Below are 26,191 nucleotides of genomic sequence, written 5' to 3' on the forward strand. Positions count from 1 at the left end.
TTTCACGCCACCCTCATCGTGGGTGGGGCACCGATGCATCCATTTGGTGCACGTGCAAGAACGGCAGCATTTGTTTTTCTGGAGTGCACCGATATCGGGCACGCCAACTTTTTCTGTATTGTCGTCAAACTCTCGTCAATACAAGGGGTTAGTATTATTTTCACGCGCTGGGTCAGGCAGCATGAATTCGCACCACGGCAGTGCTGCACCGCAGTATTGACAGTGCTGCAGATCGCGGTCGAAAAACCGGTGTTGTATTTGTCACGCTGCACGAAAGAGGTTTGGTTGACACTGATTGTTTCAATATGTTTTTATGTGTCTACGCAAATAACGTTTAATTCATTAATAAGCGTTAATTGAGGCTGTTCGTCCTTTATAAGACGTCTGTATAAAAAACATTTTCACAAATGTATCTACAGGCAGATTTAATATTCAAGAGTTGATCACGCGTCATTCAACCAGGCTGCGGATGCGCGCCGGTAATGCTTAATGCATGAAAGTGCGACGCCGAATGGACCGATGTGATCGCAGGCGGCCGACACAGCGAAACAAGATACGTAATTACTCACAAGAAAAGCCCAAGGAGAAGTACACATGATGTTGAAACTGAAGTCGATGCCTTTCGCGATTGCCTGCGCAATTGCCAGCGGCGCCCTGACCTGCGCAGCGCCGGCGTTTGCCCAAGCCCAGCAGGGCAGCACCGAACCAGCCGCGCAGCGCGTGGTCGTGACGGGTTCGCTGATCAGCCGCACCAACACCGAAACGCCGACCCCGGTGCAGGTGCTGACTGCAGCCGACATCCAGAAGAGCGGCAAGACCTCGGTTGCCGAGCTCCTGACCGACCTGGCCGCCAACGGCGCCGGTACCCTGGGCACCGGCTTTGCCGGCGCGTTCGCCAATGGCGCATCGGGCATCTCGCTGCGCGGCCTGACCGTGGGCGCGACCCTGGTGCTGATCGACGGCCACCGCATGGCCCCGTATCCGCTGTCGGATGACTCCCAGCGTTCGTTCGTCGACGTCTCGTCGATCCCGTTCGATGCCATTGAAAGCATCGAGATCCTGAAAAGCGGCGCTTCGTCGCTGTACGGCTCGGACGCCATCGCCGGCGTCATCAACATCAAGCTCAAGAAAAACCTGAACGGCACCCGCCTGTCGGCCGAAGTCGGCGACACGCAGCACGGCGGCGGCAAGACCAAGCGCGCCTCGATCAGCACCGGCATCGGTGACCTCGACAACGATGGCTACAACGCCTTCATCACGGCTGAATACCGCAAGCAGAATGCGATCAAGGTCGTCGACCGCGAACAGTATGGCTACGCCAACCGCGACTGGCGTGCACGTGGTGGTAACGACCTGACCCTGGGCGTGCCGACCAACATCAACAACTTCCTGACCCCGGCCAGCAGCCCGTTCCTGTACAACGCGGCGAACCCGAACAACCCGGCGGGCGTCACCAACGTCAACAACCCTGCGAACTACCAGTTCCTCGACCCGACGAACTGCAACTTCACCAAATACCGCGCCGGCGGCTGCTCGGTGCGCGACGAACTGTCGAACATCCAGCCAGAGACCGAAAACGTCAACCTGATGATCGGCATGACGAAAAAGCTGAGCGAAGACTGGGAAGTGCGCTTCAACGGCTCGATGTTCCAGCGCGAAAGCACCAACAACCGCAATGCGGCCCCGGCAGCGTTCAGCCCGACCAGCTTCAACGGCACCACGACCCTGGTCAATGGCGTGCTGACATCGCGCGTGGGCGCCATTCCGAATACGACCTTTGCCGCTGGCGCACCGGTCGGCGCGAATATCACCAACCAACTGGGCGCACCGGCCCGCCTGTACGGCTACATCCCGGATGTCGGCGCCGCCCTGACCACCAACAACAAGACCACCGCGACCCGCTTCGCAGCTGACCTCGTCGGTAGTGCCTACGGCTGGGACGTGAATGCTGCGATCGGCGGCACCCGTGTCAAGAGCGACCTGAACTACAGCGGCTACGTCAACCGTACCAACCTGTACAACCTGCTGCGCAATGGCACCTTCAATGTGCTGGGCAACAATGCGCCGGGCGTCGTGGATGCCGTCTCGCCGCGTTTCAGCAACGAAATCGAATCGACGCTGAACTACGCCGACCTGATCGGTTCGCGTGAGCTGCTGTCGAATTTCGGCGCCGGTCCACTGGCCTTCGCCGCTGGCGTGCACTGGCATGAGCGCAAGCAGAATGCGCCACCATCGAGCCTGACGCTCAACGGCGCAGTCGCCAACACGGCAGCGTTCACCATTGGTGACGAAACCAACAGCGCGGTGTTTGCCGAGCTGCAGGCCACGCCGATCAAGAACCTGGAAATCGGCCTGTCCGGCCGTTACGATCACTACGACACCTACGGCAATTCGTTCACGCCATCGGCCAACTTCAAGTGGGCGCCAATCCAGCAGTTCGGCCTGCGCGGCACGTTCGCACGCGGTTTCCGCGCGCCGAACCCGGCCGAAGTCGGCAATGCCGGTTCGTTCTTCACGTTCAATGCGATCCGCGATCCGATCCTGTGCGCGAATGGCAGCCAGACCACGGCCGGCAACGTGCCGTCGGCGTGCTCGTTCAGCCCGCCATACGTCCAGACCACCAATCCTGATCTGCAGCCAGAGAAGTCGAAGTCGTTCACGGCCGGTATCATCGTCGAGCCAATGCGCGGCCTGAACATGACCCTGGACTACTACAAGATCCAGATCAAGAACCTGGTCGTCACGCAAGCAGGTAACGATCCAAGCTTCACGCCAACCTGGGTCCGCGGTCCTGCCAACACGATCGACATCGCCACCGGCGTGGGCAACAACACGGTGCCTGGCATCCCGGTCGCCGGTCCGATCCTGTATGGCCTGTCGCCTTACATCAACGCCGGCAGCACCGAAACCCACGGCATCGAAGCGGACATCCGTTACCGCTGGCGCCTGGCCAACGACATGGGCACTGTCAGCGCGAACCTGAGCGCAGCCCACGTCTTTGGTTATGTGACCGAACTGGGCAGCGATTCGTACCAGCTGGCCGGCACGCAAGGTCCATCGTCGGTTGGCGGCGCAACGGGTAATCCGAAAGACCGTGCGCAGTTCACCCTCGGCTACAACCGTGGTCCTCTTGACGTGACCGCCACCGTGAACTACACGAGCGGCTTCTCGACCTTCGACCCGGCACTGGGCGCGACCGATTGCGCATCGACCGCAGCCGACGTTGGTGGCCGTGCCTACTTCCAGGGTCTGGTCCAGCCGATTGGCTACTGCAACGTGTCGTCGTTCACCGTCACCAACCTGAACCTGTCGTACAAGGTCACGGATAACCTGACGATTCGCGGCGCGATCCTGAACCTGTTCGACAAGGAAGCACCATATGACGTCGCCACCTACGGCAACGCCGGTGCACAAACGTCGTACAACGCGTCGCTGCACCAGCCAGGCGCAGTGGGCCGCTTCTTCAGCCTGGGCGCGAACTACACGTTCTAAGCCTGTCGCTGTATAAAAAAACCCCGCCGGCAGCGATGCCGGCGGGGTTTTTTCATGCGCGCTCTATCTACTCAGATGGCGTCCCATGCCCCCGCCAGCACGGCGAGCGCGGCCAGACCAGCCGTCTCGGTGCGCAGCACGCGCGGCCCCATCGACAGCGACCGCGCGCCGGCGGCAACGGCCGCGTCTTCTTCGTGCGGCGTGAGCCCGCCTTCGGGGCCGATCAGGAGCGTGACCGCCTGCGGCGCATTCGCGCGCGCCCAGCCGGCCAGCGATTCGGTCGCGCGCGGACTGAGCAGGATGCGGGTCGTGCCCGCGCCAGCCACGAGCCACGGTTGCACCTCCATCATCGGCAGCAGCTGCGCCAGCCGGTTGCGCCCGCATTGCTCGGAGCCGGCCACGATCACGCCGTGCCAGTGCGCCTGGCGTTTTTCGAGCCGCTCGCCTGACAGGCGCACGACGCTGCGCGCCGCTGCCAGCGGCTGGATCGCGGCCACGCCCAGTTCGACGGCCTTTTCGATGATCCAGTCCATTTTCGAGCCTTCCGGCAAGCCCTGGGCCAGCGTGACAGGGTAGGGCGCTTCGGCCTCGACCGCCTCGTGCGCGTCGATGACGGCGGTGGCGCGCCGCTTGCCGGTCTCGGCCAGCGTGGCGCGGTACTGACCGCCTTCGCCATTGAACAGCGTCAGCGTGGCCCCTGGCTGCAGGCGCACAACATGCAGGTGATGCGCGACTGCTTCCGGCAGCTCGATGGTGCTACCGTTGACAAGCGGCTGGGGGCAATAAAAACGCGGCATGACGGTCCTGGAAGTGACATTGACAGGCCTGCATTTTAAATCCTCGCTACGGTGGTCTGGTAAAATAACGGGCTACGGCCAGCCGCACGCCACCAGCTTTCCAATCCCTGATCCACGATCTCCATGAAATCTACACAAACCACCACCCTGATGGCCAACGCGATCCGCGCGCTGGCGATGGACGCTGTTCAGCAAGCCAACTCGGGCCACCCGGGCATGCCAATGGGCATGGCCGAGATCGCCGTTGCGCTGTGGGACAAGCACTACCGTCATAATCCGGCCAATCCGGGCTGGATGAACCGCGACCGCTTCCTGCTGTCGAACGGCCATGGCTCGATGCTGCATTACGCGCTGCTGCACCTGGCAGGGTACGACCTGACGATGGACGACCTGCGCGCATTCCGCCAGATGCACTCCAAGACGCCGGGTCACCCTGAAGTAGGCATCACCCCGGGCGTGGAAACCACCACCGGCCCGCTGGGCCAGGGTATCGCCAACTCGGTCGGCATGGCGCTGGCCGAATGGCTGCTGGGCTACGAATTCAACCGTCCGGGCTACGACGTGGTGGATCACTACACCTACGCATTCCTGGGCGACGGCTGCCTGATGGAAGGCATCTCGCACGAAGTGGCGTCGCTGGCCGGCACCCTCAAGCTCAACAAGCTGATCTGGCTGTACGACGACAACGGCATCTCCATCGACGGCAAGGTCGAAGGCTGGTTCACCGACGACACGCAAAAGCGCTTTGAAGCCTATGGCTGGAACGTGATCCCGAAGGTCGACGGCCACAGCGTGAAAGACATCGACGCGGCCATCGAACAAGCCAAGACGTCGGACCGTCCAACGCTGATCTGCTGCAAGACGATCATCGGCAAGGGCGCACCGAACCTGGAAGGTGGCGACAAGGTCCACGGCGCCCCACTGGGCGACAAGGAAATTGCCGCTGTGCGCCAGCACCTGGTCTGGGACCCGATCCCGTTCGACATTCCTGCCGAACTGTACGAAGCATGGGACGCGAAAGAGCGCGGCGCCCAGGCCGAAGGCGAGTGGAACACGATGTTCGCGGCCTACCGCGGCGCGCACCCCGAGCTGGCGAGCGAATTCGAGCGCCGCATGAAGGGCGAGCTGTCGGGTGAGTTCACCAAAGCACTGGACGCTGCGATTGCCAGCTGCATCGAGAAGCAGGAAACCATCGCCACCCGCAAGGCGTCGCAAAATGCAATCCAGGCGCTGGCCGCGAGCCTCCCAGAATTTTTGGGCGGCTCGGCCGACCTGACCGGTTCGAACCTGACCAACTGGAAAGAATCGGTCGCCGTGCGCTCGGGCATCGCCGGCAACCACATCAACTACGGCGTGCGCGAATTCGGCATGGCCGCGATCCAGAACGGCGTGGCGCTGCATGGCGGCTTCATCCCGTTCGGCGCAACGTTCCTGACCTTCTCGGACTACAGCCGCAACGCGCTGCGCATGGCCTCGCTGATGAAGATCCGTTCGATCTCGGTGTTTACCCACGACTCGATCGGTCTGGGCGAAGATGGTCCAACCCACCAGTCGGTCGAGCACGTCTCGTCGCTGCGCCTGATTCCGGGCCTGGACAACTGGCGTCCATGCGACACGGTCGAATCGGCCGTGGCATGGGGCGCAGCAGTCCAGCGCAAGGATGGCCCGACGACGCTGATCTTCTCGCGCCAGAACCTGCCGTTCATGGCCCGCGACACCCAGCAGGTCGCCGACGTCGCCAAGGGCGGCTATGTGCTGCGCGACACGCCGGATGCCAAAGTCATCCTGATCGCCACCGGCTCGGAAGTCGAGCTGGCCGTGAAGGCCTTCGACGCACTGGCTGCTGAAGGCATCGCCGCGCGCGTCGTCTCGATGCCGTCGACCGACGTGTTCGACCGCCAGGACGCCGCCTATAAGGCCAGCGTGCTGACCCGCGGCACGCCGCGCGTGGCCATCGAAGCCGGCATCACCGCCTTCTGGTACAAGTACGTGGGCCTCGAAGGCGCCGTGGTCGGCATCGACACCTTCGGCGAATCGGCGCCGGCGCCCGTGCTGTTCAAGCACTTCGGCTTCACCGTCGAAAACGTGGTTGCCAAGGCCAAACAAGTTATCGCAGCGTAAGCATTCGCCAGAAAACGGACTGTCCCGAAGGGATGGTCCGTTTTACTATGTTCGTTACGAAAAAAGTTTTTTTTTCTAATCAGGAGCCAAGCATGACGATCAAAGTTGCAATCAATGGTTATGGCCGTATCGGCCGCAATATCCTGCGCGCCTTCTACGAAGGCGGCAAGAAACAGGACATCCAGATCGTGGCGATCAATGACCTCGGCAATGCCGAGTCGAACGCCCACCTGACCCGCTACGACACGGCCCACGGCAAGTTCCCTGGCACCGTCACGGTCGAAGGCGACAACATGATCGTGAACGGCGATCCAATTCGCGTGTTCGCGCAGCGTAACCCTGCAGAAATCCCATGGGGCGAGCTGGGCGTCGACGTCGTGCTCGAGTGCACCGGTTTCTTCACCACCAAAGAAAAGGCATCGGCCCACATCAAGGGCGGCGCCAAGAAAGTCATCATCTCGGCCCCGGGCGGCAAGGATGTCGATGCAACCATCGTGTTCGGCGTGAACCAGGACGTGCTGAAAAGCTCGGACACCGTGATCTCGAACGCGTCGTGCACCACCAACTGCCTGGCCCCGCTGGTCAAGCCGCTGCATGACGCCATCGGCCTGGAAACCGGCCTGATGACCACCGTGCACTCGTACACCAACGACCAGGTGCTGACCGACGTGATGCACGAAGACCTGCGCCGCGCCCGCTCGGCCACGCAGTCGATGATCCCGACCAAGACCGGCGCTGCCGCTGCAGTCGGCCTGGTGCTGCCAGAGCTGAACGGCAAGCTGGACGGCTTCGCGATCCGCGTGCCGACCATCAACGTGTCGATCGTCGACCTGACCTTCATCGCCAAGCGCGATACCACTGTCGATGAAATCAACGAGATCATGAAGACGGCCGCCGACGGCGCGCTGAACGGCATCCTGACCTATCAGACCGAGCCACTGGTGTCGGTTGACTTCAACCACAACCCGGCGTCGTCGAACTTCGACGCGACCCTGACCAAAGTGTCGGGCCGCCTGGTCAAAGTGACGTCGTGGTATGACAACGAGTGGGGCTTCTCGAACCGCATGCTCGACACCACCGTTGCGCTGATGAACGCCAAGTAACGTTTTTCCAGCTTCATCAAACCCCGGACGCCGCCTGGCCTCCGGGGTTTTTTCTTGTGCGCAGTCGTGGTATCGCCAGTATCTGCAGGCCACCCTCCGGCACCGGTGTGGGGCAGGTATGCACCTCGGCGGGGAGGCAGATCGTGTCGGGTTCGCGTCAAAGCGCGGTCGAGTTGCAGAAAAATCGACTCACTTGCCGGACAAATTGCGACCGCAACCGATCCCTGGTTGTTATTTAACAACGAATTTGTGACTATTTGATGACGATTCCGGTAGATGTGCCGAGAGTTTCGAAACATCGATCGCTCCACTTTGCATGTATTTCCGAGAATTTACGAGGAGTACATACACTGCAACGTAACATCCACAGGAACCTGGGATGCCTGCAGGAAGGATTTCTCCTTGGTAAGCCGAAACGTCGTTGCCATAATGAATCGACGCTGGACAGAGAGCGGCAACAGGCATGCTCCAATTTGGCGCGCTTATGAATGCAACTAAGGATGATCCAATGAAGTTCAACGAAAAGATGAGCGTGCGTGCAGTGCGCCTCGCCCTTGGCCTGGTATCCACATTGGCCGTGTCCCACACCATGGCGCAAGAGGCGCCAATCCAGCGCGTCGAAGTCACCGGCTCGGCGATCAAGCGCATCAACGTCGAGGGCGCACTGCCGATCCAGACACTGACCCAGGAAGCGATCGCCAAGACCGGCGCCAACAGCGTTGCCGAGTTGCTCCAGACCCTGCCTGCGATGCAGGGCTTTACCATTGGCGCCATTGCCGCCGGCACCAACTCGGGCGGTCGTGTTTCGGCCTCGATCCACGACATCGGCGAATCGTACACGCTGGTGCTGCTCAATGGCCGCCGCCTGGCGCCACAAGGTTCGGGCAGCACGGTCAACCTGCAAGCCATCCCGATGAGCGCTGTCGAGCGCGTTGAAATCCTGACCGACGGCGCCTCGGCCCTGTATGGTTCGGACGCCATCGCCGGCGTGATCAACTTTGTCCTGAAGAAGAACCAGCAGGGCGGCGACATCGAAGCGAACTACAGCCAGCCGACGGCCGGCCAGGCAGGCGGTTCGCGCTATATCGCCGCAACCTACGGCATGGGCGACCTGGACACCGACGGCTGGAACGTGCTGGCCAGCTACCGCCGCGACGAGCAGGACCAGATCCGCTCGACCGAACGCGACTTCGCCAACACGGCCTTCCGCAAGTTCTCGCGCAATGGCACCAACTACGTCTACGACAACACCAGTACCGCGTCGGTGCCGGCCAATGTCACCGTCGCATTCCGCAACCCGGCCGGCGTCGCCGCGCTGCCATCGGTCGGCTTCTCGCCATACCTGCTGGCCAACGGCAATTGCCCGACGCTGACCGTGGCGAGCATCAACAACAACGGCACCACGGCACGCAACTGCACGTTCGACTACATCCAGACCGTCGAAATGGTTCCGGAAAACAAGCGTGACAGCCTGTTCCTGAAAGGGACCAAGAAGCTGGGCGACAAATGGGAAGCGTTCACCGACATCGCTTACTCGCGCTTCGACCTGACCGCGCGCATCGCGCCAAACACCGCGCCGTTCACGATCGTCGCCGGCTCGCCGCAGTTCAACCAGTATGTGGCGCCGTACCTGAACGCGACCCAGCTTGGCCGCGTCAACACCGTCTCGGGCAACTACCGCGCCTATGACTGGGGCACCCGCGACAGCCAGACGATTACCGAGTCGAAGCACGCGGTGGCGGGCGTTGAAGGCGAGTTCGCCGGCTGGAACATCAACAGCGCGCTGACCTGGTCGGAAAACTCGATCGACGAGCGCTATGTCGGCGGCTACATGAAGAACGCCGAGTTCCGCAACATGCTGACCAACCGCCTGTTCGATCCGTTTGCACCGATCGGCGCGCAAAGCGAAGCGACCCAGAAACTGATCGACGCCTCGATCTTCAACGGTTCGATCCGTGAAGCCTCGACCACCCTGAAGGCGGCCGACGTGCGCGGTTCGCGCGAGCTGTTCGCCCTCGGCGGCGGCGCAGCCCAATTGGCCCTCGGCGCGGACTACCGCGAATACCACTACCAGCAGGATCCATCGGCCGATGCGGTCAACGGCGTGATCTACAACTTCAACGCGCCGGCCCGGTATGACATGAAGCGCGACAACGTCGGCGCCTTTGCCGAAATGCTGGCCCCGTTGACCAGGCAGATCGAGGTCACGGCGGCGCTGCGCTACGACAGCATCTCTGCCATCGATGATGGCGTGCGCGGCCGCAAGGTCGGCAGCGACCAGTCGAAGACCACGTACAAGGTCTCCGCCCGTTACCAGCCGATGCCGGAACTGCTGTTCCGCGGTTCGTACGGCACGGGCTTCAAGGCGCCTGACATGCTCAGCCTGGCGCAGCCAACGGTCAACGCCGGCTTCACCGCGTCCTCGTGGGCCTGCCCGATCCCCGATCCGACGCTGTGCCGTCCAGGTTCCACGCAGTACAACGTGCTCTCGACCGGTAACGAAGACCTGCGTCCTGAAACCTCGAAGCAGTTCACCGTCGGCATGCGCTTCGAGCCGTCGCCACGCTTCTCGGCAGGCCTGGACCTGTGGGACGTGAAGATCAAGGATGCCGTGAGCGCCGTCAGCGAACAGCAGGCATGGGCTGACCCGGCTACCTTCCGCGCGCTGTTCCAGACCTACACGGAACCTGCAACCGGCAACACCTACTGGGCGTTCCTGCAGTCGTCGGTGAACATCGGCAAGACCCACAATCGTGGTATCGACTGGGATCTGACCGGCCGCCAGCGCTTCGGTTTCGGCACCTGGACGACGACGCTGAACGGCACGTACATGATGAAGTCGGACTACACGCGTGCAGGTACGGCGAACGACTGGACCAACAGCATGAACTACTTCGGCACCAACAATGCCGTCACGTTCCGCCACATTGTCCGCCTGTCGAGCTCGCTTGATACGGGCAAGCTGTCGAACTCGCTGATCGTCAATTACCGCAATGGCTATGTCGATGCAGCCGCCACGGTGCGCAACCTGGACACCGGCCGCAACGAAACCGGCTTCCGCCTGGATGTGCCATCGTTCCTGACCATTGACTGGCAAGGCCGCTACACCTTCACCGAGAACTTCATCCTGCGCGCCGGCATGAAGAATATCGCCGACCGCAAGCCGCCGCTGTCGCTGCGCGCCTCGTCGGGTCACCAGGTCGGGTTCGATCCGCGCTACGCCGATCCGCTTGGCCGTCAGCTGTACGTGACGGGCAACTACAAGTTCTGATCAGGGCTTGAGTTGAACGAACAAGGGCCGGATTCCTGACGGGATCCGGCCCTTTTTTTGTCTTCGCGTTGCTTGCTGTGGTCTGATCAGCGCTGGTCCGGCCACGGGGTCAGGATCTCGGCGCCGTTCTTCGTCACCACCAGCATGTGTTCCCACTGCGCCGACAGCGAGCCGTCGCGCGTCATCACGGTCCAGCCGTCCTCCAACTGGATTACGTCGTCTTCGCCCATATTGATCATCGGCTCGACCGTGAAGGTCATGCCTTCCTTGAGCAGCAGGCCCGTGTTCTTGCGGCCGTAGTGCAGCACCTGCGGTTCTTCGTGGTAGACGCGGCCAATGCCGTGGCCGCAGTAGTCGCGCACGACCGAGAAGCCGGCGCCTTCGGCCAGCGTCTGGATCGCGTGGCCGACATCACCCAGGCGCGCGCCCGGGCCGACGGCGCGGATGCCCGCCATCATGGCGTCATAGGTGACCTCGACCAGCTTCTTCGCTTCGGGCGATGGCGTGCCGGCAAAGTACATGCGGCTCGTGTCGCCATGCCAGCCATCCTTGATCACGGTCACGTCGATATTGACGATGTCGCCGTCCTTGAGGATGTCCTTTTCGCTCGGGATGCCGTGGCAGACCACGCCGTTGATCGACGTGCACAGGGTTTTCGGGAAGCCGTGGTAACCGATATTGGCCGGCGTGGCCTTTTGCACCTTGCGGATGTAGTCGTGGCAGCGGCGGTCGAGTTCTTCGGTAGAGACGCCGGGGACGACGAATTCCTTGATCATGTCCAGCACTTCGGCGGCCATGCGGCCGGCTACACGCATCTTGGCGATGTCTTTGTCGTTCTTGAGTTTGATGGTCATACGGGGAGGGAGTCACGCGGCAGCGCCGCAGGCAAACCGCCATGATACCGCGTTGGCGCAGGGCGGGCAGGGCCGGGATGTAAAAATGCCCGCCAAGCAGAGCCGGGCGGGCATTTACTGAACTTTTCAGGACAGGGTCTTGCGACCCCGATCCATTAGAAGTTCTGGGTGTAGCGGACGTAGAAGAAGCGGTCCAGCGACTGGTCGGCGTCGATCTTCGAGGCCGATGCCAGGGTGCTGTACACCATGCGTGGCGACTTGTCGAAGACGTTGTTGATACCGAACAGGAAGCGGCCGTCCCACGAGGTCTTGTAGCCGACGCTCACGTCATGGATGGTGACCGAACCCAGCTTGTTGGCGCCGGTGTTGCCGTCAGCCAGCACGAAGTTAGGCATGTTGCACTCGATCAGCTCTTCGACATCCCAGCAGGTGTCTTTGGTTGGGCTGTAGTAACGGAAGCCCCAGGTGGCGTTCCAGTTACCCAGTGCCCAGTCGATCGAGGTGTTCGACTTCACGCGGTTGTAGTAGTACTCGCCGACATACTCTTTCCAGCGGGTGCCTGGACCGTCGTTGGTACGGAACGAGTCGGTGTACGACGTTTCGTTACGGAAGCCAAACTGGCCGTAGGCGGTGCGTGGCAGACGATACGACACTGCCAGATCGACGCCTTCGGTTTCCATCTGACCCAGGTTGGCGTTGCCGCGCGACAGGGCCGTCAGGTTACCGGTGACTGGATCGCGACGCAGCGAGTTGCAGTAGTTTGCGTTGCCACCGATGTAGCACTCGTCGATGACGTAATCAGCGCCGATGGCGGTGATGCGGTTGTCGATGGTGATGTTGTACCAGTCCAGACCGACCGACAGGCCAGGCACGAACGATGGGCTGTACACGAAGCCCAGGGTCTTGGTGACCGCGGTTTCAGGGCTCAGGAACTGGTTGCCGGTGCCGCTGTTGAAGGCGACGAGCGACTGGGTGCCGCCGGCGCTGGTGATCGCGCCACCGGCTTGCATCAGTTGACGGTAGTTGACCGGGGTGCCAGTCACGCCGCCGAAGCCGCTGGTGCAGCGTGCCAGCACTGCTGGGTTACGCGATGCTTCGCCGAAACGGGTGTCGCAAGCGTCGGTGAAGGTGTCGAACGACTGCGAACCACCGCCCGAGATATCGTCCAGGGTTGGGGCGCGGAAGCCTTCAGCCCAGGTACCACGGACCAGCACGTCCTTGACCGGCTTGTACATGAAGCTGGCCTTGCTGTTGTTGGTCACGCCGAAGTTGCTGTAGTCCGAGTGACGGGTTGCCAGGTTGAAGCTCAGCAGTTCTGCGAACGGCTGTGCTTTCAGGACTGGAATGTTCAACTCGGCGTACGCTTCACGCACGGTATAGCGGCCGTAGGTTGCCTGACCCGACAGGTTGGTCGAGTAACCCGACTGCGAGAACTGGTCAGGAACGTCCGAACCCTTGACTTCGCGGTGTTCGATACCGACTGCCAGGCCCAGTGCGCCGGCTGGCAGCTGGAACAGTTCGCCGGCCAGGTCAGCGGTAGCGCTGTTGATGGTCGAGCCGTAGGTCTTGGTGCCGGTCGTGTTGACGTAGTCAAGCGCTGCTGCGTTCGATGCCGATGGGCCACCCAGGATATCCCATGGGGTGCACGATGCCAGGCCGATCGGGTTCGCTGCGGTGCCGCACTGGACGACGCCCGACGAATTCATGAACGATGGGCCCAGAGCTTGCTTCAGGTTCAGCAGATTGATGTTGCCGGTGTCGGTCGCGGTACCCGAAACCTTGTTGTGGTTGTAGCCAACGCTCCAGTTCCACGCCAGGTCCTTGACCATGAACTCACCCTCGAGGGTGGCATCGATGTGCAGGGTGCGGTTTTCGTTGTCGGTGACGCGTGGCAGCTCGATCGTACGACGCTGGAAGAACAGGTCCTGGCCGAGGCCGGCGCCGACGACGCTGCTGCCCAGTGGGTTGTAGTAGCTGTCCTTGTCGACATAGACCGGGAAGTTGGCTTGCGAGGTCGACTGCAGTGGGTAACCGGCGATCTGGCGCACCGACTGGCGCTGCGAGTACATTGCGGTCGTTTTCAGGCGCATGTCTTTTGGCAGCGCGATTTCGCCCTTGACGAACAGAGTGTCGAGTTCGCTAGGCGACAGCAGGTCCATGTCCTGGCTGCTGTTGTACTTGTCTTCCTGGATCGCCGACGAGTTGGTGTGGTAGTTGGCGATGTTGCGCGAATCCGCGCCCTGGCCGCGGCCGTCGAACGAGCCGGTGTGGTTCAGGTAGCGGTTGAAACCGCCCGCGCCGGTCAGACCGCCGCCGGTTGCCGGATTCACCGGTGCGATACGGCCCCATGGGCCGGCGCCGAGGCCGTCGAATGGATGGTCAGGACCATATTGCGTCCTGGTGATGTTGCGCTCTTGCGTGCCCACGCGACCGGTTTCGGTGTGCGACAGACCCAGCATCAGCGATGCCTTGTCATCGCCAGCGCCGTAGCTCAGCGAGAAGTCCTTGTTGCGGCCGTCGTTCTTTTCGTTCTGGCCGGTGTACAGGGACAGCTGGCCGCCCTGCATGTTCTTTTTCAGGATGATGTTGACCACGCCTGCGATTGCGTCCGAGCCGTAGATCGACGAGGCGCCATCCTTCAGGATTTCCATGCGTTCGATCATCGCCGACGGGATCGTCGACAAGTCGGTGTAACCTGCAACGGTCTGGGTCCAGCGCTTGCCATCAACCAGCACCAGCAGGCGGTTTGCGCCCAGGTTACGCAGACTGACATACTGGCCACCCGCTTCGGTGTTCGACGTCAGCGAGCCCGAACGCGAAAAGTCCGGTGCGCCGGCCGACGACAGGTTGTTGAGCACTTCGCCGACGGTCACCAGACCAGTTTTCTGAATCTGTTCCTGGTTCAGGATCTGGATCGGCTGCGCCGTTTCCAGGTCAACCTGGCGAATACGCGAACCGGTCACTTCAACGCGCTGTGGCGCAGCGACTTCCTGCGCGATCGCAGCGGTCATGCCAAGGGTCATACCGCCGAGGCAGATAGCGCGGACCGAACGGGACAAGAGTGTTTCCATCATGTTGCAGAACTCCTAGGGGTGTATGCGCGGCTGGACCTGGGTAAGGGCCTGCCACCGAAAAAATGTCGCGGTGCGACTCGCTGAAAAACGCCAACTAATTGGTCAAACGGCTTTTCAAGTCAGCAATAAAACCATTCGGGGGACTTCACTGTCAATGCATACGCACCAGAACGGTGAGAATGTGACCGTTTTGTTGCAGAAATGTGTATTTACTCATTTTCGATATCACATGTAATTGACTAGGGGGTTACTTGCTGATCTAAGTTTGGCTGGACGGCAAAAAGCCCGCCAGGCTTGCGCCTGGCGGGCTTTTTACGCAATTAAATTGCGGTTTACCGACGATTCATTTAAAACGCCTGATTGTAGCGAACGTAGACAAATCGATCGATCGGCAGTTCCGGGCTGACGGACGACGACGACGAGTTGCCGCCGGTGGCCGAGCCTGCGCTGTAGTTGATGACCGGTTTCTTGTCGAAGATGTTGTTCGCGCCGAGCAGCAGCTTGGCATTCCATGGCAGCGCGTAACCGATCGACAGGTCGCCGTACCACATCTCCTTGGCGCGGGTGTAGCCCGTGCCCCAGCTGGTCTTGGCGGTCGGGTCCGAGCATTCGCCCGGCAAGGTCAGCGAGAAGCAACGGTTCTTCTGGCTGCTGTAGAAGCGGGCCGTGAAGGTCGCGCTCCAGTTGCCCATGTTCCAGTCCAGCGAGGTGTTCGACTTGACGCGGAACGTGTCGTATTCGCCAGCGTATTCGACCCATTCCGAATCCGGGGTCGACTGCTGCTTGTACGTGTCCGTGTAGGTCGTTTCGCTGCGGATGCCGAACTGGCCCCAGGCCGTGCGCGGCAGGCGGTAGTTGATCGCCACGTCGACGCCTTCGGTCTCGACCTTGCCACGGTTGGTGTTGCCGATCTGCAGATCGACGACCTGGCCGCTGGCGTCACGCGTGATCAGCGAGCAGAAGTTTTCCACGTTGTACAGGAAGCATTCCTCGATCGTGTCGGTGGCCGACACGCCGGTGATCAGGTTGTCGATCTTGATGTTGAACCAGTCGACCGAGACCGACAGGCCCGGCACGCTCGACGGACTCAGGACCAGGCCCAGCGTGCGGGTCTTGGCGGTCTCGGGCAGCAGGAAGCTGTTGCCGGCGCCGGTCGTGAACGGGAACGGGGTCTGGCCGCCGGTTGCCGGCACGTTTGCCCCCGTCTGGTTTTTCTGGCGGAAGCCGGCAGGCACGCCGCGCGCCGCGCAGCGCTGGGCCACGGTCGGGTTGACCGCCGCTTCGCCGACGACGCTGTCGCAGGCGTCGAGGTAGCTGGCGAAGGTCTGCGAGCCGCCGCCGAAGGTGTCGCCCAGGGTCGGGGCGCGGAAGCCTTCGGCGTAGGTGCCGCGCGTGAGCAGGTCACGCACCGGTTTCCACATGAAGCTGGCCTTGCTGTTGGTGGTCGAGCCGAAGTTCGAGTAGTCCGAGTAGCGCGAGGCCAGATTCAGGCTGAGCAGTTCGGCAAACGGCACGTCCTTGAGCAGCGGGATGTTCGCTTCCAGGTACGCTTCGCGCACCGTGTAGCGGCCGTAGGTCGGATTGCCGGCCAGGCTCGACGAGTAGCCCGAGCGTTCGAACTGGCCCGGCACGTCGTCGCCGCGCACTTCGCGGTGCTCGATGCCGCCGGCAATGCCGACCGCGCCGGCTGGCAGCGTGAACAGTTCACCGCTGAGGTCAGCGGTGGCGCTGTTGACGACCGAGCTGTAGGTCGCCTGGGCAGTCGACATCACGTAATCGAGCGCTTCCGGGGTCGAGGCCGATGGGCCGCCCAGGATGTTCCACGGCGTGCATTCACCCAGGCCGATCGGCGCGGCGGCGGTGCCGCACTGGATGACGCCTGCCGCATTGCGGAACGACGGACCGAGGGCGCGCTTGAGGTTGATGAGGTTCAGGTCGCCATAGCCGGTCACCTGGCCATCGACCTTGCTGTGGTTGTAGCCGACGCTCCAGTTCCACGGCAGCGTGCGCAGCGAGAACTCGCCTTCGAGCGAGGCGTCGATGTGCAGGCTGCGGTTGCTGTTGTCGGTCACGCGTGGCACTTCAATCGTGCGGCGGTAGAAGAACAGGTCCTGGCCATTGCCGGCGCCGGCCACGGCGTTGCCGTACGGGTTGTAGTAGCTGTCCTTGTCGACATACACCGGGTATCTGGCCTGCGAGGTCGAGCTCAGCGGGTAGCCGGCAACCTGACGCGACGATTTGCGGTCGGCGTACATCGCGGTGGTCTTGAAGCGCATATTGGCCGGCAATTCGACTTCGCCCTTGACGAAGAGCGACGTCAGCTTGCTTGGCGTCAAAAAGTGCATCTGGCTGGTCGAGTTGAACAGGTCGGCCGGCGCATTGGCAAAGGTGTGGTAGTTGGCGGGATTGCGCGAATCCTGGCCCACGCCATCGCCCAGCGGGCCGCCGGTGTGGTTCAGCACGCGGTCAAAGCCGGTGACGGCGCCGGTCGGGCTGACCTGGCGAATGCGACCCCACGGGCCGCTGCCCAGCGCCGAATTCGGCCGCGTCGGGCCGTTCGTGGTGGCGGTGATGTCGCGCGTGCGCGCCCAGACGCCGCCCTGGTCGGTGTGGGTCAGGCCGAACAGCAGCGACGCCTTGTCGTCGCCGGCGCCGTAGGTGACCGAGTAATCCTTGGTCTTGCCGTCGTTTTCTTCGTTCTGGCCGTGGTAGACGCTGACCTGGCCGCCCTGCATGGTTTTCTTCAGGATGATGTTGACCACGCCCGAGATCGCATCCGAACCGTAGATCGACGAGGCGCCGTCCTTCAGGATTTCAACGCGCTCGATCAGTGCCGACGGAATGGTCGACATGTCGGTATAGCCGCTGACCGACTGGGTCCAGCGCTTGCCATCGACCAGCACCAGCAGGCGCTGCGCGCCCAGGTTGCGCATGTCGAGGAACTGGCCACCCTGTTCGCGGCTCGCGCCCAGCGACGAACCCCGCGAGAAGGCTGGCACACCGGCCGAGGACATGCTGTTGATGATGTCGCCGACGGTGACCAGGCCACTCTTCTGGATCTGCTCCTGGCTCATCACCTGAACCGGCTGCGCCGTTTCCAGATCAACCTGGCGAATGCGGGAACCGGTCACTTCGACGCGTTGCAAGGTCTCTTGTGCGATGGCGGTCATCGACGTCAGCGCCAGCGTCACGGCGAGTGCGATCTTGGTACGTTGTTGCATGTGCTCTCCATCCTGAGCCCCATGGTGTGGGGCAGTCTTATGATTGATCGGCGAACTGAGGCGTGTTCAACAAACGGCAATACTTTTTGTTGGACATGCATACTCCGCAGGTATCAAACCATTCGGTATTAACGGGTGTCAATATGTCAGGAGGGCATTTCTGTTGCAAATACAACAGTTAATAAAAAGAAATTAAATGACTAAAAAGTCAGCAGCTCGCATGTACTTTTGGGGTGCAATAATTACTGCTTCTGGATGGAGGTGGTGCGGGGAAAAACCATGCGCACCAGGGTGGTGCGCATGGAATCAACCGGTAAAACAGGCGTGCCACAGGCGCAGCACGCTGTCGGGATGGGCGCCCGCCTGGGCCGGCTCGACCCGGGTCTTGTCGTGGCCCTGCAGCCGCACGCTGTGCTGCAGCTTGCGCATCGCGCGATACGCAGCCGCGACCTGGCTGGCCAGGGCCGCGTCGATCAGGCCCAGTTCGCCGCACAGGTGCAGCAGGGCGATGTTGCCGGCGTTGGCGGTCAGCTGCGGGTAGGTGTGCGCATGGCGCAGCACCAGGTATTGCACGATGAACTCGATGTCGATCATGCCGCCCGCATCGTGCTTGAGGTCGAACTGGGCGCTGCGGTTCAGGTTCGCGTCATGCATGCGCGCGCGCATCTGCACCACCTCGTTTTTCAACACGTCTGCCTGGCCGGCGCGGTCCTTGCGCAGCACCTGTTCGCGGATTGCCTCGAAGCGCGCGCCGATGGCGGCGTCACCGGCGCAAAAGCGCGCCCGCGTCAGCGCCTGGTGTTCCCAGATCCACGCCGCTTCGCTCTGGTAGCGCTCGAAGGCGGCAATGGACGACACCAGCATGCCGCTGGCGCCGTCCGGGCGCAGGGCAATGTCGATGTCGAACAGGATGCCGGCCGGCGTCGGCGCCGTCATCCAGGTGATGAAGCGCTGGGCCAGCCGCGCGTACAGGGGCGGCGCGTCGCCGTCGTCGTCCTCGTACAGGAAGATCACATCGAGGTCGGACACATACCCCAGCTCCTTGCCGCCCAGCTTGCCGTAGGCGATGACGGCAAAGCGCGGTACCTCGCGGTGGCGGCCATTGACCGCGCGCCAGGCGTGCGTGACCACCGCGCCGACGATCGTGTCGGCCAGCGCCGACAGGTGGTCGGCCAGGTGCTCGACCGACAGTTCGCCGGCCAGGTCCAGCGCCAGCAGGCGAAACAGTTGCGCGTGGTGCGTCTCGCGCAGGATGTCGAGCTGGCGCTCGGTGTCGCCGGCAGCGTCGGTCAGCTGCATGTCGAGGGTGGCCGCCAGTTGCGGCAGTGCTTCGGCGCCGGCGTTGCGGTCGTCCAGCAACTCGTCGAGCAGGATCGGGTGCTGGGTCAGGAAGGTGGCGGCCCAGCCGCTGGCATTGATCATGCGGATCACGCGCTCGAGCGTGTGCGGGTATTCGGTCAGCAGCGCCAGATAGGCCGAGCGGCGCGCGATCGCCTCGAACAGGTCGAGCAGGCGCCCCAGCGTGGCGGCGTGGCTGCCCATCCCCGCGTCCGCTACGACCGTGGCAATCAGGGGCAGGGCGGCCTCGACCAGCGCCAGCAGGCGCACGCGGCTGAAGTCGGGCAGGCTGGCCAGGCGCGCGCCCTGCAGCGTGTTGGTCAGGCGGCCGGCGGCGGCGCGCGTGTCGTTGAAGCCCAGCCCCGCCAGGCGTGCGGCCAGCGTATCGAGGTTGTCCAGGTCGTCGACCAGCGCCGGGGTGTCCGGGTCTGGTTCAGGCGCTTCCTTGTCGGCGAAGATGGCGTCGAACTGCTGCGCGACGTAGGTGCGCTGTTCTTCCAGCCGTGCGAGCAGCGTGGCTTCGTCCGGGCAGCCCATCATGCGCGCCACTGTCAGGCGGTCGTCGTCGCTCACCGGCAGCGTGTGGGTCTGGGCGTCTTCGAGGTATTGCAGCCGGTGTTCGAGGTTGCGCAGGAAGGTGTAGGCCGCCAGCAGGCGCTCAACGGTGTCAACCGTCAATAGCTCACGCTCGGCCAGCAGCAGTAGCGTCTTGCGCGTGGAGCGCTCGCGCAGCGCCGGATCGCGCCCGCCGCGGATCAGCTGGAAGACTTGCGCCAGGAATTCGATCTCGCGGATACCGCCCCGGCCCAGCTTGACGTTGTGGCTGCGCTCCGGGTGCAGGCGCTCCTGGCGTTTCACCTCGGCGCGGATCTGGGCGTGCATCGTGCGGATCGCGTCGATGACGCCGAAGTCCAGGTAGCGCCGGAACACGAACGGCTGCACGATGGCGTCCAGCGCCGCGATGTCGTCCGGCTCGCCCGTGACGGCGCGCGCCTTGACCCATGCATAGCGCTCCCATTCGCGGCCCTGGACGATCAGGTATTCCTCGACCATGCCGAAGCTGGCCGCCAGCGGGCCCGACTTGCCGTTGGGGCGCAGCGCCATGTCGACCCGGAACACGAAACCGTCCTCGATCACTTCGGACAAGGCCGCGCTCAGGCGGCGCCCGAGACGGATGAAGAATTCGTGGTTCGACAGCTGGCGCTGGCCGGGTGCAGCGGCCGTGTCGCCGTCTTCCGGGTACACGAAGATCAGGTCGATGTCCGACGATACATTGAGTTCGCCGCCACCCTGCTTGCCCATGGCCAGCACGATCAGGTACTGCGGGCGGCCCGAATCCTCGCCCACCGGCATCCCGTGCGCCGCGACCAGCTCGGCCATCAGGCTGGTGACATGGGTCTGGATCGCGAAGTCGGCAAAGGCTGTCATCGCGGTGACGACTTCATCGAGGTCGGCCTGGCCGCCGAGATCGCGTGCAACGATGGTCGAGATCAACAGGTTGCGCACCCGGCGCATGGCGCGCTCGAGCGGCAAGCCTTTGCCCAGTTCACCCTCCAGCAGCGCGCGGAAATCGGCGTCGGCCAGCGATACGGCGGACAGGCTGGCGAGCTGTTCAGCGCGCTCGGGCGCGGCGCCCAGCCAGCGCGCGACGAAGCGCGACGCGGTGACAGGAACGGTGGCTGGGACAGACTGTGGTGCAGGGGAAACTTCGGTCATCGTTGATCCTGGGAAACGCGATGGATGGCCGTTTCAATAGGCCATTAGTCGGGGCCGGCAGGCAGTCGATGCGTTAAAATGGCCCGCTAACAGGCCGTCGCTGCTGCCCGGGTCAGCACCGATGGTAAGGTAGACGCCGCAACGCACGCAAGCGACCTGTTTTTTTGAGCTGTACATTTTTCGGCGAGCCTTTGTTATTAGCACCTTGATGCACAACCCGGATCCGCAGGCGACGTCCGCGTCCCGGCCGCTGGCCGTACGCTGGCGCCGGCTGCGCGCGTGCTATCGCTTCGCGAACCTGGCCTCGCACCACGTGCTGGGCTTCACCGTCAAGCTGCTGCTGGTCGTGTATTTCGCGCTGGCCGTGCTGTTTCTGGTGCTGCGCTACGCCATTCTTCCCAACATCGACCTGTACAAGAGCGACATCGAGCGCGTGGCCGGCAATGCGCTCGGCAGCCGCGTCACGATCTCGCAGCTGGCCGCGTCCTGGCATGGCATGCGCCCGGCGTTGTCGCTGCGCGACGTGCGCCTGCACGACCGCCGGGGCCGGCAAGTGCTGGCCTTGCCGCAAGTCAACGCCACGGTTGGCTGGTGGAGCATCGCCGCGCTCGAACCCCGTTTTGCATCGCTTGAAATCATCGGCCCGCGCCTGGCCGTGCGGCGCGGCCGCGACGGCGTGCTGGTCGTGGCCGGCGTGCGGCTCGAGCAGCAGCAGGGCGATGGCGCCGGCGCCGACTGGCTGCTGCGCCAGCGCGAAATTGTCATCCGCAATGGCCGCGTCGACTGGGTCGACGAATTGCGCGGCACGCCGCCGCTGGCACTGCAGGGCGTTACGCTGGCGCTGCTCAACCGCTGGGGCGCGCACCACCTGGCGCTGACGGCCACGCCGCCGGCGCGGCTGGGCGGTCCGGTCGACATCCGCGCGCGCTTCCGGCACCGCTTCGGCCAGCAGCCGTCCGACGTCACGCGCTGGAAGGGCGAGCTGTACGCCGACCTGCGCGACGTCGACCTGGGCGCGTGGAAGCGCTTCGTCGATTATCCGATCCAGCTGGAACGGGGCCGTGGTTCGCTGCGCACCTGGATCAACGTCGACCAGGCCCGCCTGGCCGGTTTTACCGCCGACCTGGCGCTGGCCGGCGTGAATGCGCGCCTGGGCCCGGACATCGCGCCGCTGCAACTGGCGCGCGTGTCGGGGCGTCTGAGCGCCCGCGAAACGCTGTTGACTGGCAAAGGCGATGGCAAGCCCACCTTCGGTGCCAATGGCCACGCGATGCGGCTCGACGGTTTCACGGTGGTCGCGCGCGATGGCCGCGCCTTGCCGCCCGCCACGCTCGAACAGACCTGGCGCCCCGCCGCGAACGGCAAGCCCGAGCAAGGCACGCTGCGCGCGCAAGGCCTCGATATCGGCGCGCTGGCGGCGCTGGCCCAGTACCTGCCGATCTCGCCGGTGCAGCGCGGCCTGCTGGCCGATTACGCACCGCGCGGGGTGTTGCAGGATGTCCGCGTCGAATGGGATGGGCGCTATCCCGGCGTGACGGGCTGGCGGATCCGCGGCGACGTCGCCGGGCTGGCACTGAAAGCCCAGGCCGCGCGTCCGGGGCGGGCCGCCACGCCCGGCTTCGAGAACCTGAGCGGGCGCATCGACGCCAACGAGCGCGCCGGCAGCGTCAAGCTCGACTCGCAGCAATTTGCCTTGAGCATGCCGGCCTGGTTCGCCGAACCGCGCATGCCATTCGACCGCCTGGTGCTGGATGCGCGCTGGCAGTTTGACGCGGGCCGGCAGTTGCAGGTCGATATCGACGACCTGGACTTTGCGCAGGGCGCGTTCAAGGGCTCGGTCTCGGGCCGCCACACCATGCCGCTCACGCCCGGTCACGGGCCAGGGACGGCCGACTTCACCGGCAGCCTCGACGGTTTCCCGATCAACAGGATCGGCGCCTTCCTGCCGCTGGCCACGCCACACGGCCTGCACGACTGGCTGGTCGGCGCGCTGCAGGGCGGCCAGTTGCACGACACCACGCTGCGCCTGCGCGGCGACCTCGCGCAGTTTCCGTTCAAGACTGCCGACACCGGCGAATTCCGCGTCGCCGGCCGCCTGGCAGGCGCGCGGCTCGAATACGCGCCTGGCCACCGCCATCCGGACGGCACGCCGCTGTGGCCGCTGGCCGAAGCGATCGACGGGCGCATCGTGTTCGACCGCGCGCGCATGGAAATCAACGGCAAGACCCTGCGCACGCTGGGCGTGGCGCTGTCGAACGTCAAGGCTGTGATCCCCGACCTGGGCGCGCATGACAAGATGATGCTGGAGATCGACGGCGCCGGTGCCGGGCCGCTGCAGGAATTCTTGCGCTACGTGGCCGCCACGCCCGTGCTGGGCTGGATCGGCCACTTCACCGAAGACACGCAGGGCACCGGCAACGCCAAGCTCGACCTGAAGCTGCGCCTGCCGCTGGCGCACATGAACGAAGCGAAAGTGCAGGGCAGTCTGCAGTTGCAGGGCAACGACGTGGTGCTGTTCCCCGAACTGCCGGCGCTGCAGAATGCCCAGGGCCGGATCGCGTTCCACGACCACGGCTTTGGCCTGGAAGGCGTGGGCGCCGATTTCCTGGGCGCGCCGCTGGTAGTGGGTGGCGGCACGACGCCTGAGGGGAGCACACGCGTGACGCTGGCCGGCACGCTGTCGGCCGAGGGCATGCGCCGCACGGCGCCGGTGCCCGCGCTGGGGCGCCTGGCCGAACGCCTGTCGGGCAGCACGCCGTATCGGGGCGAGATCGTCGTCAAGGCCGGGCATCGCACGATCACGATCGATTCGGCGCTGGCCGGGCTGGGGATCGAACTGCCGGCGCCGCTGAACAAGCTGCAGGACGCCAGCCTGCCGCTGCACTTCGTGCTCGAAGGCGAGCCGACCGTCGAGGGCCTGGCGCGCGACGTCATCCGCGTCGGCGTGGGGCAGAGCCTGGCCGCGCGTTACGAACGCGAAAAGCAGGGCAAGGGCGCCTGGCGCGTGACCCATGGCGGCATTGGCGTGAACGTGCCGGCGCCGCGCCCGGACCAGGGCCTGATGGTGCATCTGGACATGAAGGCACTGAACGTCGACCACTGGCTGGCGGCGGGCCGCGCCATTGCCGGCATGGACGTCAACCCGGCTGCCCCGGCAGCGGATGCAGCCCCCGCCAGCGGCGCCGATGTCACCCAGTACGTGCTGCCGGCCGTGGTGGCCGGCCGCGTCAGCGAACTGACGGTCGGCGAGCGGCGCGTGGCCGACGTGGTCATCGGCGCCACGCACGTGGGCGACACGTGGCGCGCCAACCTGCATTCGCGCCAGGCCAGCGGCTACCTGACCTGGGCCGAGACGCCCAGCGGCCTGGGCAAAGTCACGGCGCGCCTGGCGTCGCTCGTGATTCCCGAATCGGCCGAGGCCGAAGTCAAGGACCTGCTCGAATCGAACAAGGGCACGGCCAGCATCCCGTCGCTCGACATCGTGGCCGAGCGCTTCGAGCTGTTCAACAAGAACCTGGGGCGCCTGGAACTGAACGCCAGCAATGTGCGCGCACTGGCCGGACGCGAGTGGCGCATCGACCGGCTTGCGCTGAGCAATCCGGATGGCAAGCTGAGCGGGTCGGGCCGCTGGCTGACCAAGGATGGCAAGAGCAATACCAGCCTGAACTTCTCGCTCGACATGGACAATGCGGGGCGCCTGCTCGACCGCGTGGGCTTCCCGGACACGATCGGGCGCGGCAACGGCTACCTGCGCGGCGACATTTCGTGGGCCGGCCTGCCGTATGCGATGGACATCCCGAGCCTGTCGGGCCAGATCGAGATGAATGTGGAGTCGGGCCAGTTCCTCAAGCAGGACCCGGGCGCGGCCAAGTTGCTGGGCGTGCTGAGCCTGCAAGCCCTGCCGCGCCTGCTCAAGCTCGACTTCCATGATGTGTTTTCCGATGGCCTGGCATTCGACGGCATCACCGCCAACGCACTGATCACGCGCGGCGTGGCGCGCACCGACAACCTCAGGATGCATGGCGTGGCGGCCACGGTGCTCATGAACGGCACGGCCGATATCGCCAACGAGTCGACCAATCTGCGCGTGGTCGTGATCCCGGAATTCAATCTGGGCACTGGTCCGCTCGTATACGGTCTGGCCGTCAATCCGGTGCTGGGCCTGGGCGGCTATCTGGCCCAGCTGTTCCTGCGCGCACCGGTGATGAAGGCGCTGACTTACCAGATGCAGGTGACAGGGCCGTGGAAATCGCCGACCATTACCAAAATCCCCAACGGACCTGAAAGTGCACCGCAAGGCGCACCTGCCAGCACCTCTGCCACCCCCACCGCCAGCAAGGAATGACATGACGACCGTAGCCGCGATCCAGATGGTTTCCACTCCCCACCTTGAAGACAACCTGGTCACCGTGCGCCGCCTCGTGGCCGAGGCCGCCGGCAAGGGCGCCACGCTCGTGGCCTTGCCCGAGTACTGGCCGATCATGGGCATGACCGACGTCGACAAGGTGGCGCTGGCCGAAGACCCGGGCGCCGGGCCGATCCAGGAATGCATGGCCGGGCTGGCGCGCGAGCACGGCATCTGGCTGGTGGGCGGCACGCTGCCGATCGTCTCGCCGAGCGCCGGCAAGGTGCTCAATACCACGCTCGTATATGACCCGCAGGGCGTGTCGATGAGCCGCTACGACAAGATCCACCTGTTCGGCTTCAACAAGGGCACCGAATCGTACGACGAGGCGCGCACCATCGTGCCGGGCGATACGGTCGGCGTGTTCGATGCGCCGTTCGGGCGCGTCGGGCTGTCGGTGTGCTACGACCTGCGCTTTCCCGAGCTGTACCGCGCGATGGGCGAGTGCGCACTGATCATCGTGCCGGCCGCGTTTACCTACACCACCGGCCGCGCGCACTGGGAAGTGCTGCTGCGGGCGCGCGCCATCGAGAACCAGTGCTATGTGCTGGCGGCGGCCCAGGGCGGCATGCACGTCAATGGCCGCCGCACCTGGGGCCACAGCATGCTGGTCGACCCGTGGGGCGAGGTCAAGGCGGTGCTGCCGGAAGGCGAGGGCGTGATTGCGGGCGAGCTCGATCCCGTGTTCCTGCTCGGGGTGCGCGACAGCCTGCCGGCGCTGCGGCACCGGAAGATGTAAAAACGGCGTCGCCTGTACCGGGCGCAGCGATGCGAATAAACGGGATATGGCACAATGCCC

11 protein-coding genes are annotated in these 26,191 nt (G+C 63.9%); 6 read left to right on the forward strand and 5 right to left on the reverse strand.

Annotated elements, in window-relative coordinates; genetic code table 11:
- The first annotated feature begins 594 nt into the window (after positions 1-594).
- Positions 595-3,492, forward strand: a complete 2,898-nt coding sequence (locus AC56LV_RS20630) for a TonB-dependent receptor (protein ID WP_499560314.1) — start codon at positions 595-597, stop codon at positions 3,490-3,492.
- A 71-nt stretch (positions 3,493-3,563) separates the two neighbouring features.
- Here AC56LV_RS20630 and AC56LV_RS20635 read toward each other — a convergent pair whose 3' ends face one another.
- Positions 3,564-4,289 (reverse strand): 16S rRNA (uracil(1498)-N(3))-methyltransferase, encoded by a 726-nt coding sequence (locus tag AC56LV_RS20635; RefSeq protein ID WP_499560316.1) that lies wholly within the window; start codon positions 4,287-4,289, stop codon positions 3,564-3,566.
- Between the two features lie 123 nt (positions 4,290-4,412).
- On the opposite strand from AC56LV_RS20635, the gene tkt reads away from it, so the two are divergent.
- The 3 genes from tkt (at position 4,413) to AC56LV_RS20650 (ending at position 10,784) form a co-directional block, all read left to right on the forward strand.
- A complete protein-coding gene (tkt, locus tag AC56LV_RS20640; RefSeq protein ID WP_499560318.1) occupies positions 4,413-6,410 on the forward strand; it encodes a transketolase in 1,998 nt (665 codons plus the stop codon).
- A 92-nt stretch (positions 6,411-6,502) separates the two neighbouring features.
- On the forward strand, positions 6,503-7,513 hold the full coding sequence (gap, locus tag AC56LV_RS20645; RefSeq protein WP_258836371.1) for a type I glyceraldehyde-3-phosphate dehydrogenase: 1,011 nt from the start codon (positions 6,503-6,505) through the stop codon (positions 7,511-7,513).
- 508 nt (positions 7,514-8,021) lie between these two features.
- Entirely contained in the window at positions 8,022-10,784 is a 2,763-nt protein-coding gene (locus tag AC56LV_RS20650) for a TonB-dependent receptor (protein ID WP_499560320.1), read from the forward strand.
- Positions 10,785-10,870: 86 nt separating this feature from the next.
- Here the strand turns inward: AC56LV_RS20650 and map are convergent, their stop codons facing one another.
- The 4 genes from map to glnE form a co-directional block, all read right to left on the reverse strand.
- On the reverse strand, positions 10,871-11,638 hold the full coding sequence (map, locus tag AC56LV_RS20655; RefSeq protein ID WP_499560322.1) for a type I methionyl aminopeptidase: 768 nt from the start codon (positions 11,636-11,638) through the stop codon (positions 10,871-10,873).
- A gap of 155 nt (positions 11,639-11,793) precedes the next feature.
- The gene (locus AC56LV_RS20660; RefSeq protein ID WP_499560324.1) at positions 11,794-14,649 is read right to left on the reverse strand and encodes a TonB-dependent receptor domain-containing protein; all 2,856 of its coding nucleotides are present in this window, start codon (positions 14,647-14,649) and stop codon (positions 11,794-11,796) included.
- Positions 14,650-15,059: 410 nt separating this feature from the next.
- Positions 15,060-17,933: a TonB-dependent receptor domain-containing protein gene (locus AC56LV_RS20665; RefSeq protein ID WP_499560326.1), complete on the reverse strand. Its 2,874-nt coding sequence runs from the start codon at positions 17,931-17,933 to the stop codon at positions 15,060-15,062.
- Between the two features lie 306 nt (positions 17,934-18,239).
- Positions 18,240-20,987 carry a bifunctional [glutamate--ammonia ligase]-adenylyl-L-tyrosine phosphorylase/[glutamate--ammonia-ligase] adenylyltransferase gene (glnE, locus tag AC56LV_RS20670; protein WP_499560328.1) on the reverse strand — a complete coding sequence of 916 codons (2,748 nt, stop codon included), beginning with the start codon at positions 20,985-20,987 and terminating at the stop codon, positions 18,240-18,242.
- Between the two features lie 208 nt (positions 20,988-21,195).
- On the opposite strand from glnE, the gene AC56LV_RS20675 reads away from it, so the two are divergent.
- Both AC56LV_RS20675 and AC56LV_RS20680 read left to right on the forward strand, forming a co-directional pair.
- On the forward strand, positions 21,196-25,332 hold the full coding sequence (locus AC56LV_RS20675) for a YhdP family protein (protein ID WP_499560330.1): 4,137 nt from the start codon (positions 21,196-21,198) through the stop codon (positions 25,330-25,332).
- Between the two features lies 1 nt (position 25,333).
- Entirely contained in the window at positions 25,334-26,131 is a 798-nt protein-coding gene (locus AC56LV_RS20680) for a carbon-nitrogen hydrolase family protein (protein ID WP_499560332.1), read from the forward strand.
- Positions 26,132-26,191 lie beyond the last annotated feature (60 nt).

This window comes from Telluria sp. RB2R28 (genome assembly GCF_059685835.1).

Excerpts from the sequence above, each read along its gene's own strand:
- AC56LV_RS20650 (WP_499560320.1), top strand. The coding sequence starts at position 8,022 with ATGAAGTTCAACGAAAAGATGAGCGTGCGTGCAGTGCGCCTCGCCCTT.
- AC56LV_RS20675 (WP_499560330.1), top strand. The coding sequence starts at position 21,196 with ATGCACAACCCGGATCCGCAGGCGACGTCCGCGTCCCGGCCGCTGGCC.
- AC56LV_RS20665 (WP_499560326.1), bottom strand. The coding sequence starts at position 17,933 with ATGCAACAACGTACCAAGATCGCACTCGCCGTGACGCTGGCGCTGACG.
- AC56LV_RS20680 (WP_499560332.1), top strand. The coding sequence starts at position 25,334 with ATGACGACCGTAGCCGCGATCCAGATGGTTTCCACTCCCCACCTTGAA.
- AC56LV_RS20630 (WP_499560314.1), top strand. The coding sequence starts at position 595 with ATGATGTTGAAACTGAAGTCGATGCCTTTCGCGATTGCCTGCGCAATT.
- tkt (WP_499560318.1), top strand. The coding sequence starts at position 4,413 with ATGAAATCTACACAAACCACCACCCTGATGGCCAACGCGATCCGCGCG.
- map (WP_499560322.1), bottom strand. The coding sequence starts at position 11,638 with ATGACCATCAAACTCAAGAACGACAAAGACATCGCCAAGATGCGTGTA.
- AC56LV_RS20635 (WP_499560316.1), bottom strand. The coding sequence starts at position 4,289 with ATGCCGCGTTTTTATTGCCCCCAGCCGCTTGTCAACGGTAGCACCATC.
- glnE (WP_499560328.1), bottom strand. The coding sequence starts at position 20,987 with ATGACCGAAGTTTCCCCTGCACCACAGTCTGTCCCAGCCACCGTTCCT.
- gap (WP_258836371.1), top strand. The coding sequence starts at position 6,503 with ATGACGATCAAAGTTGCAATCAATGGTTATGGCCGTATCGGCCGCAAT.
- AC56LV_RS20660 (WP_499560324.1), bottom strand. The coding sequence starts at position 14,649 with ATGACCGCTGCGATCGCGCAGGAAGTCGCTGCGCCACAGCGCGTTGAA.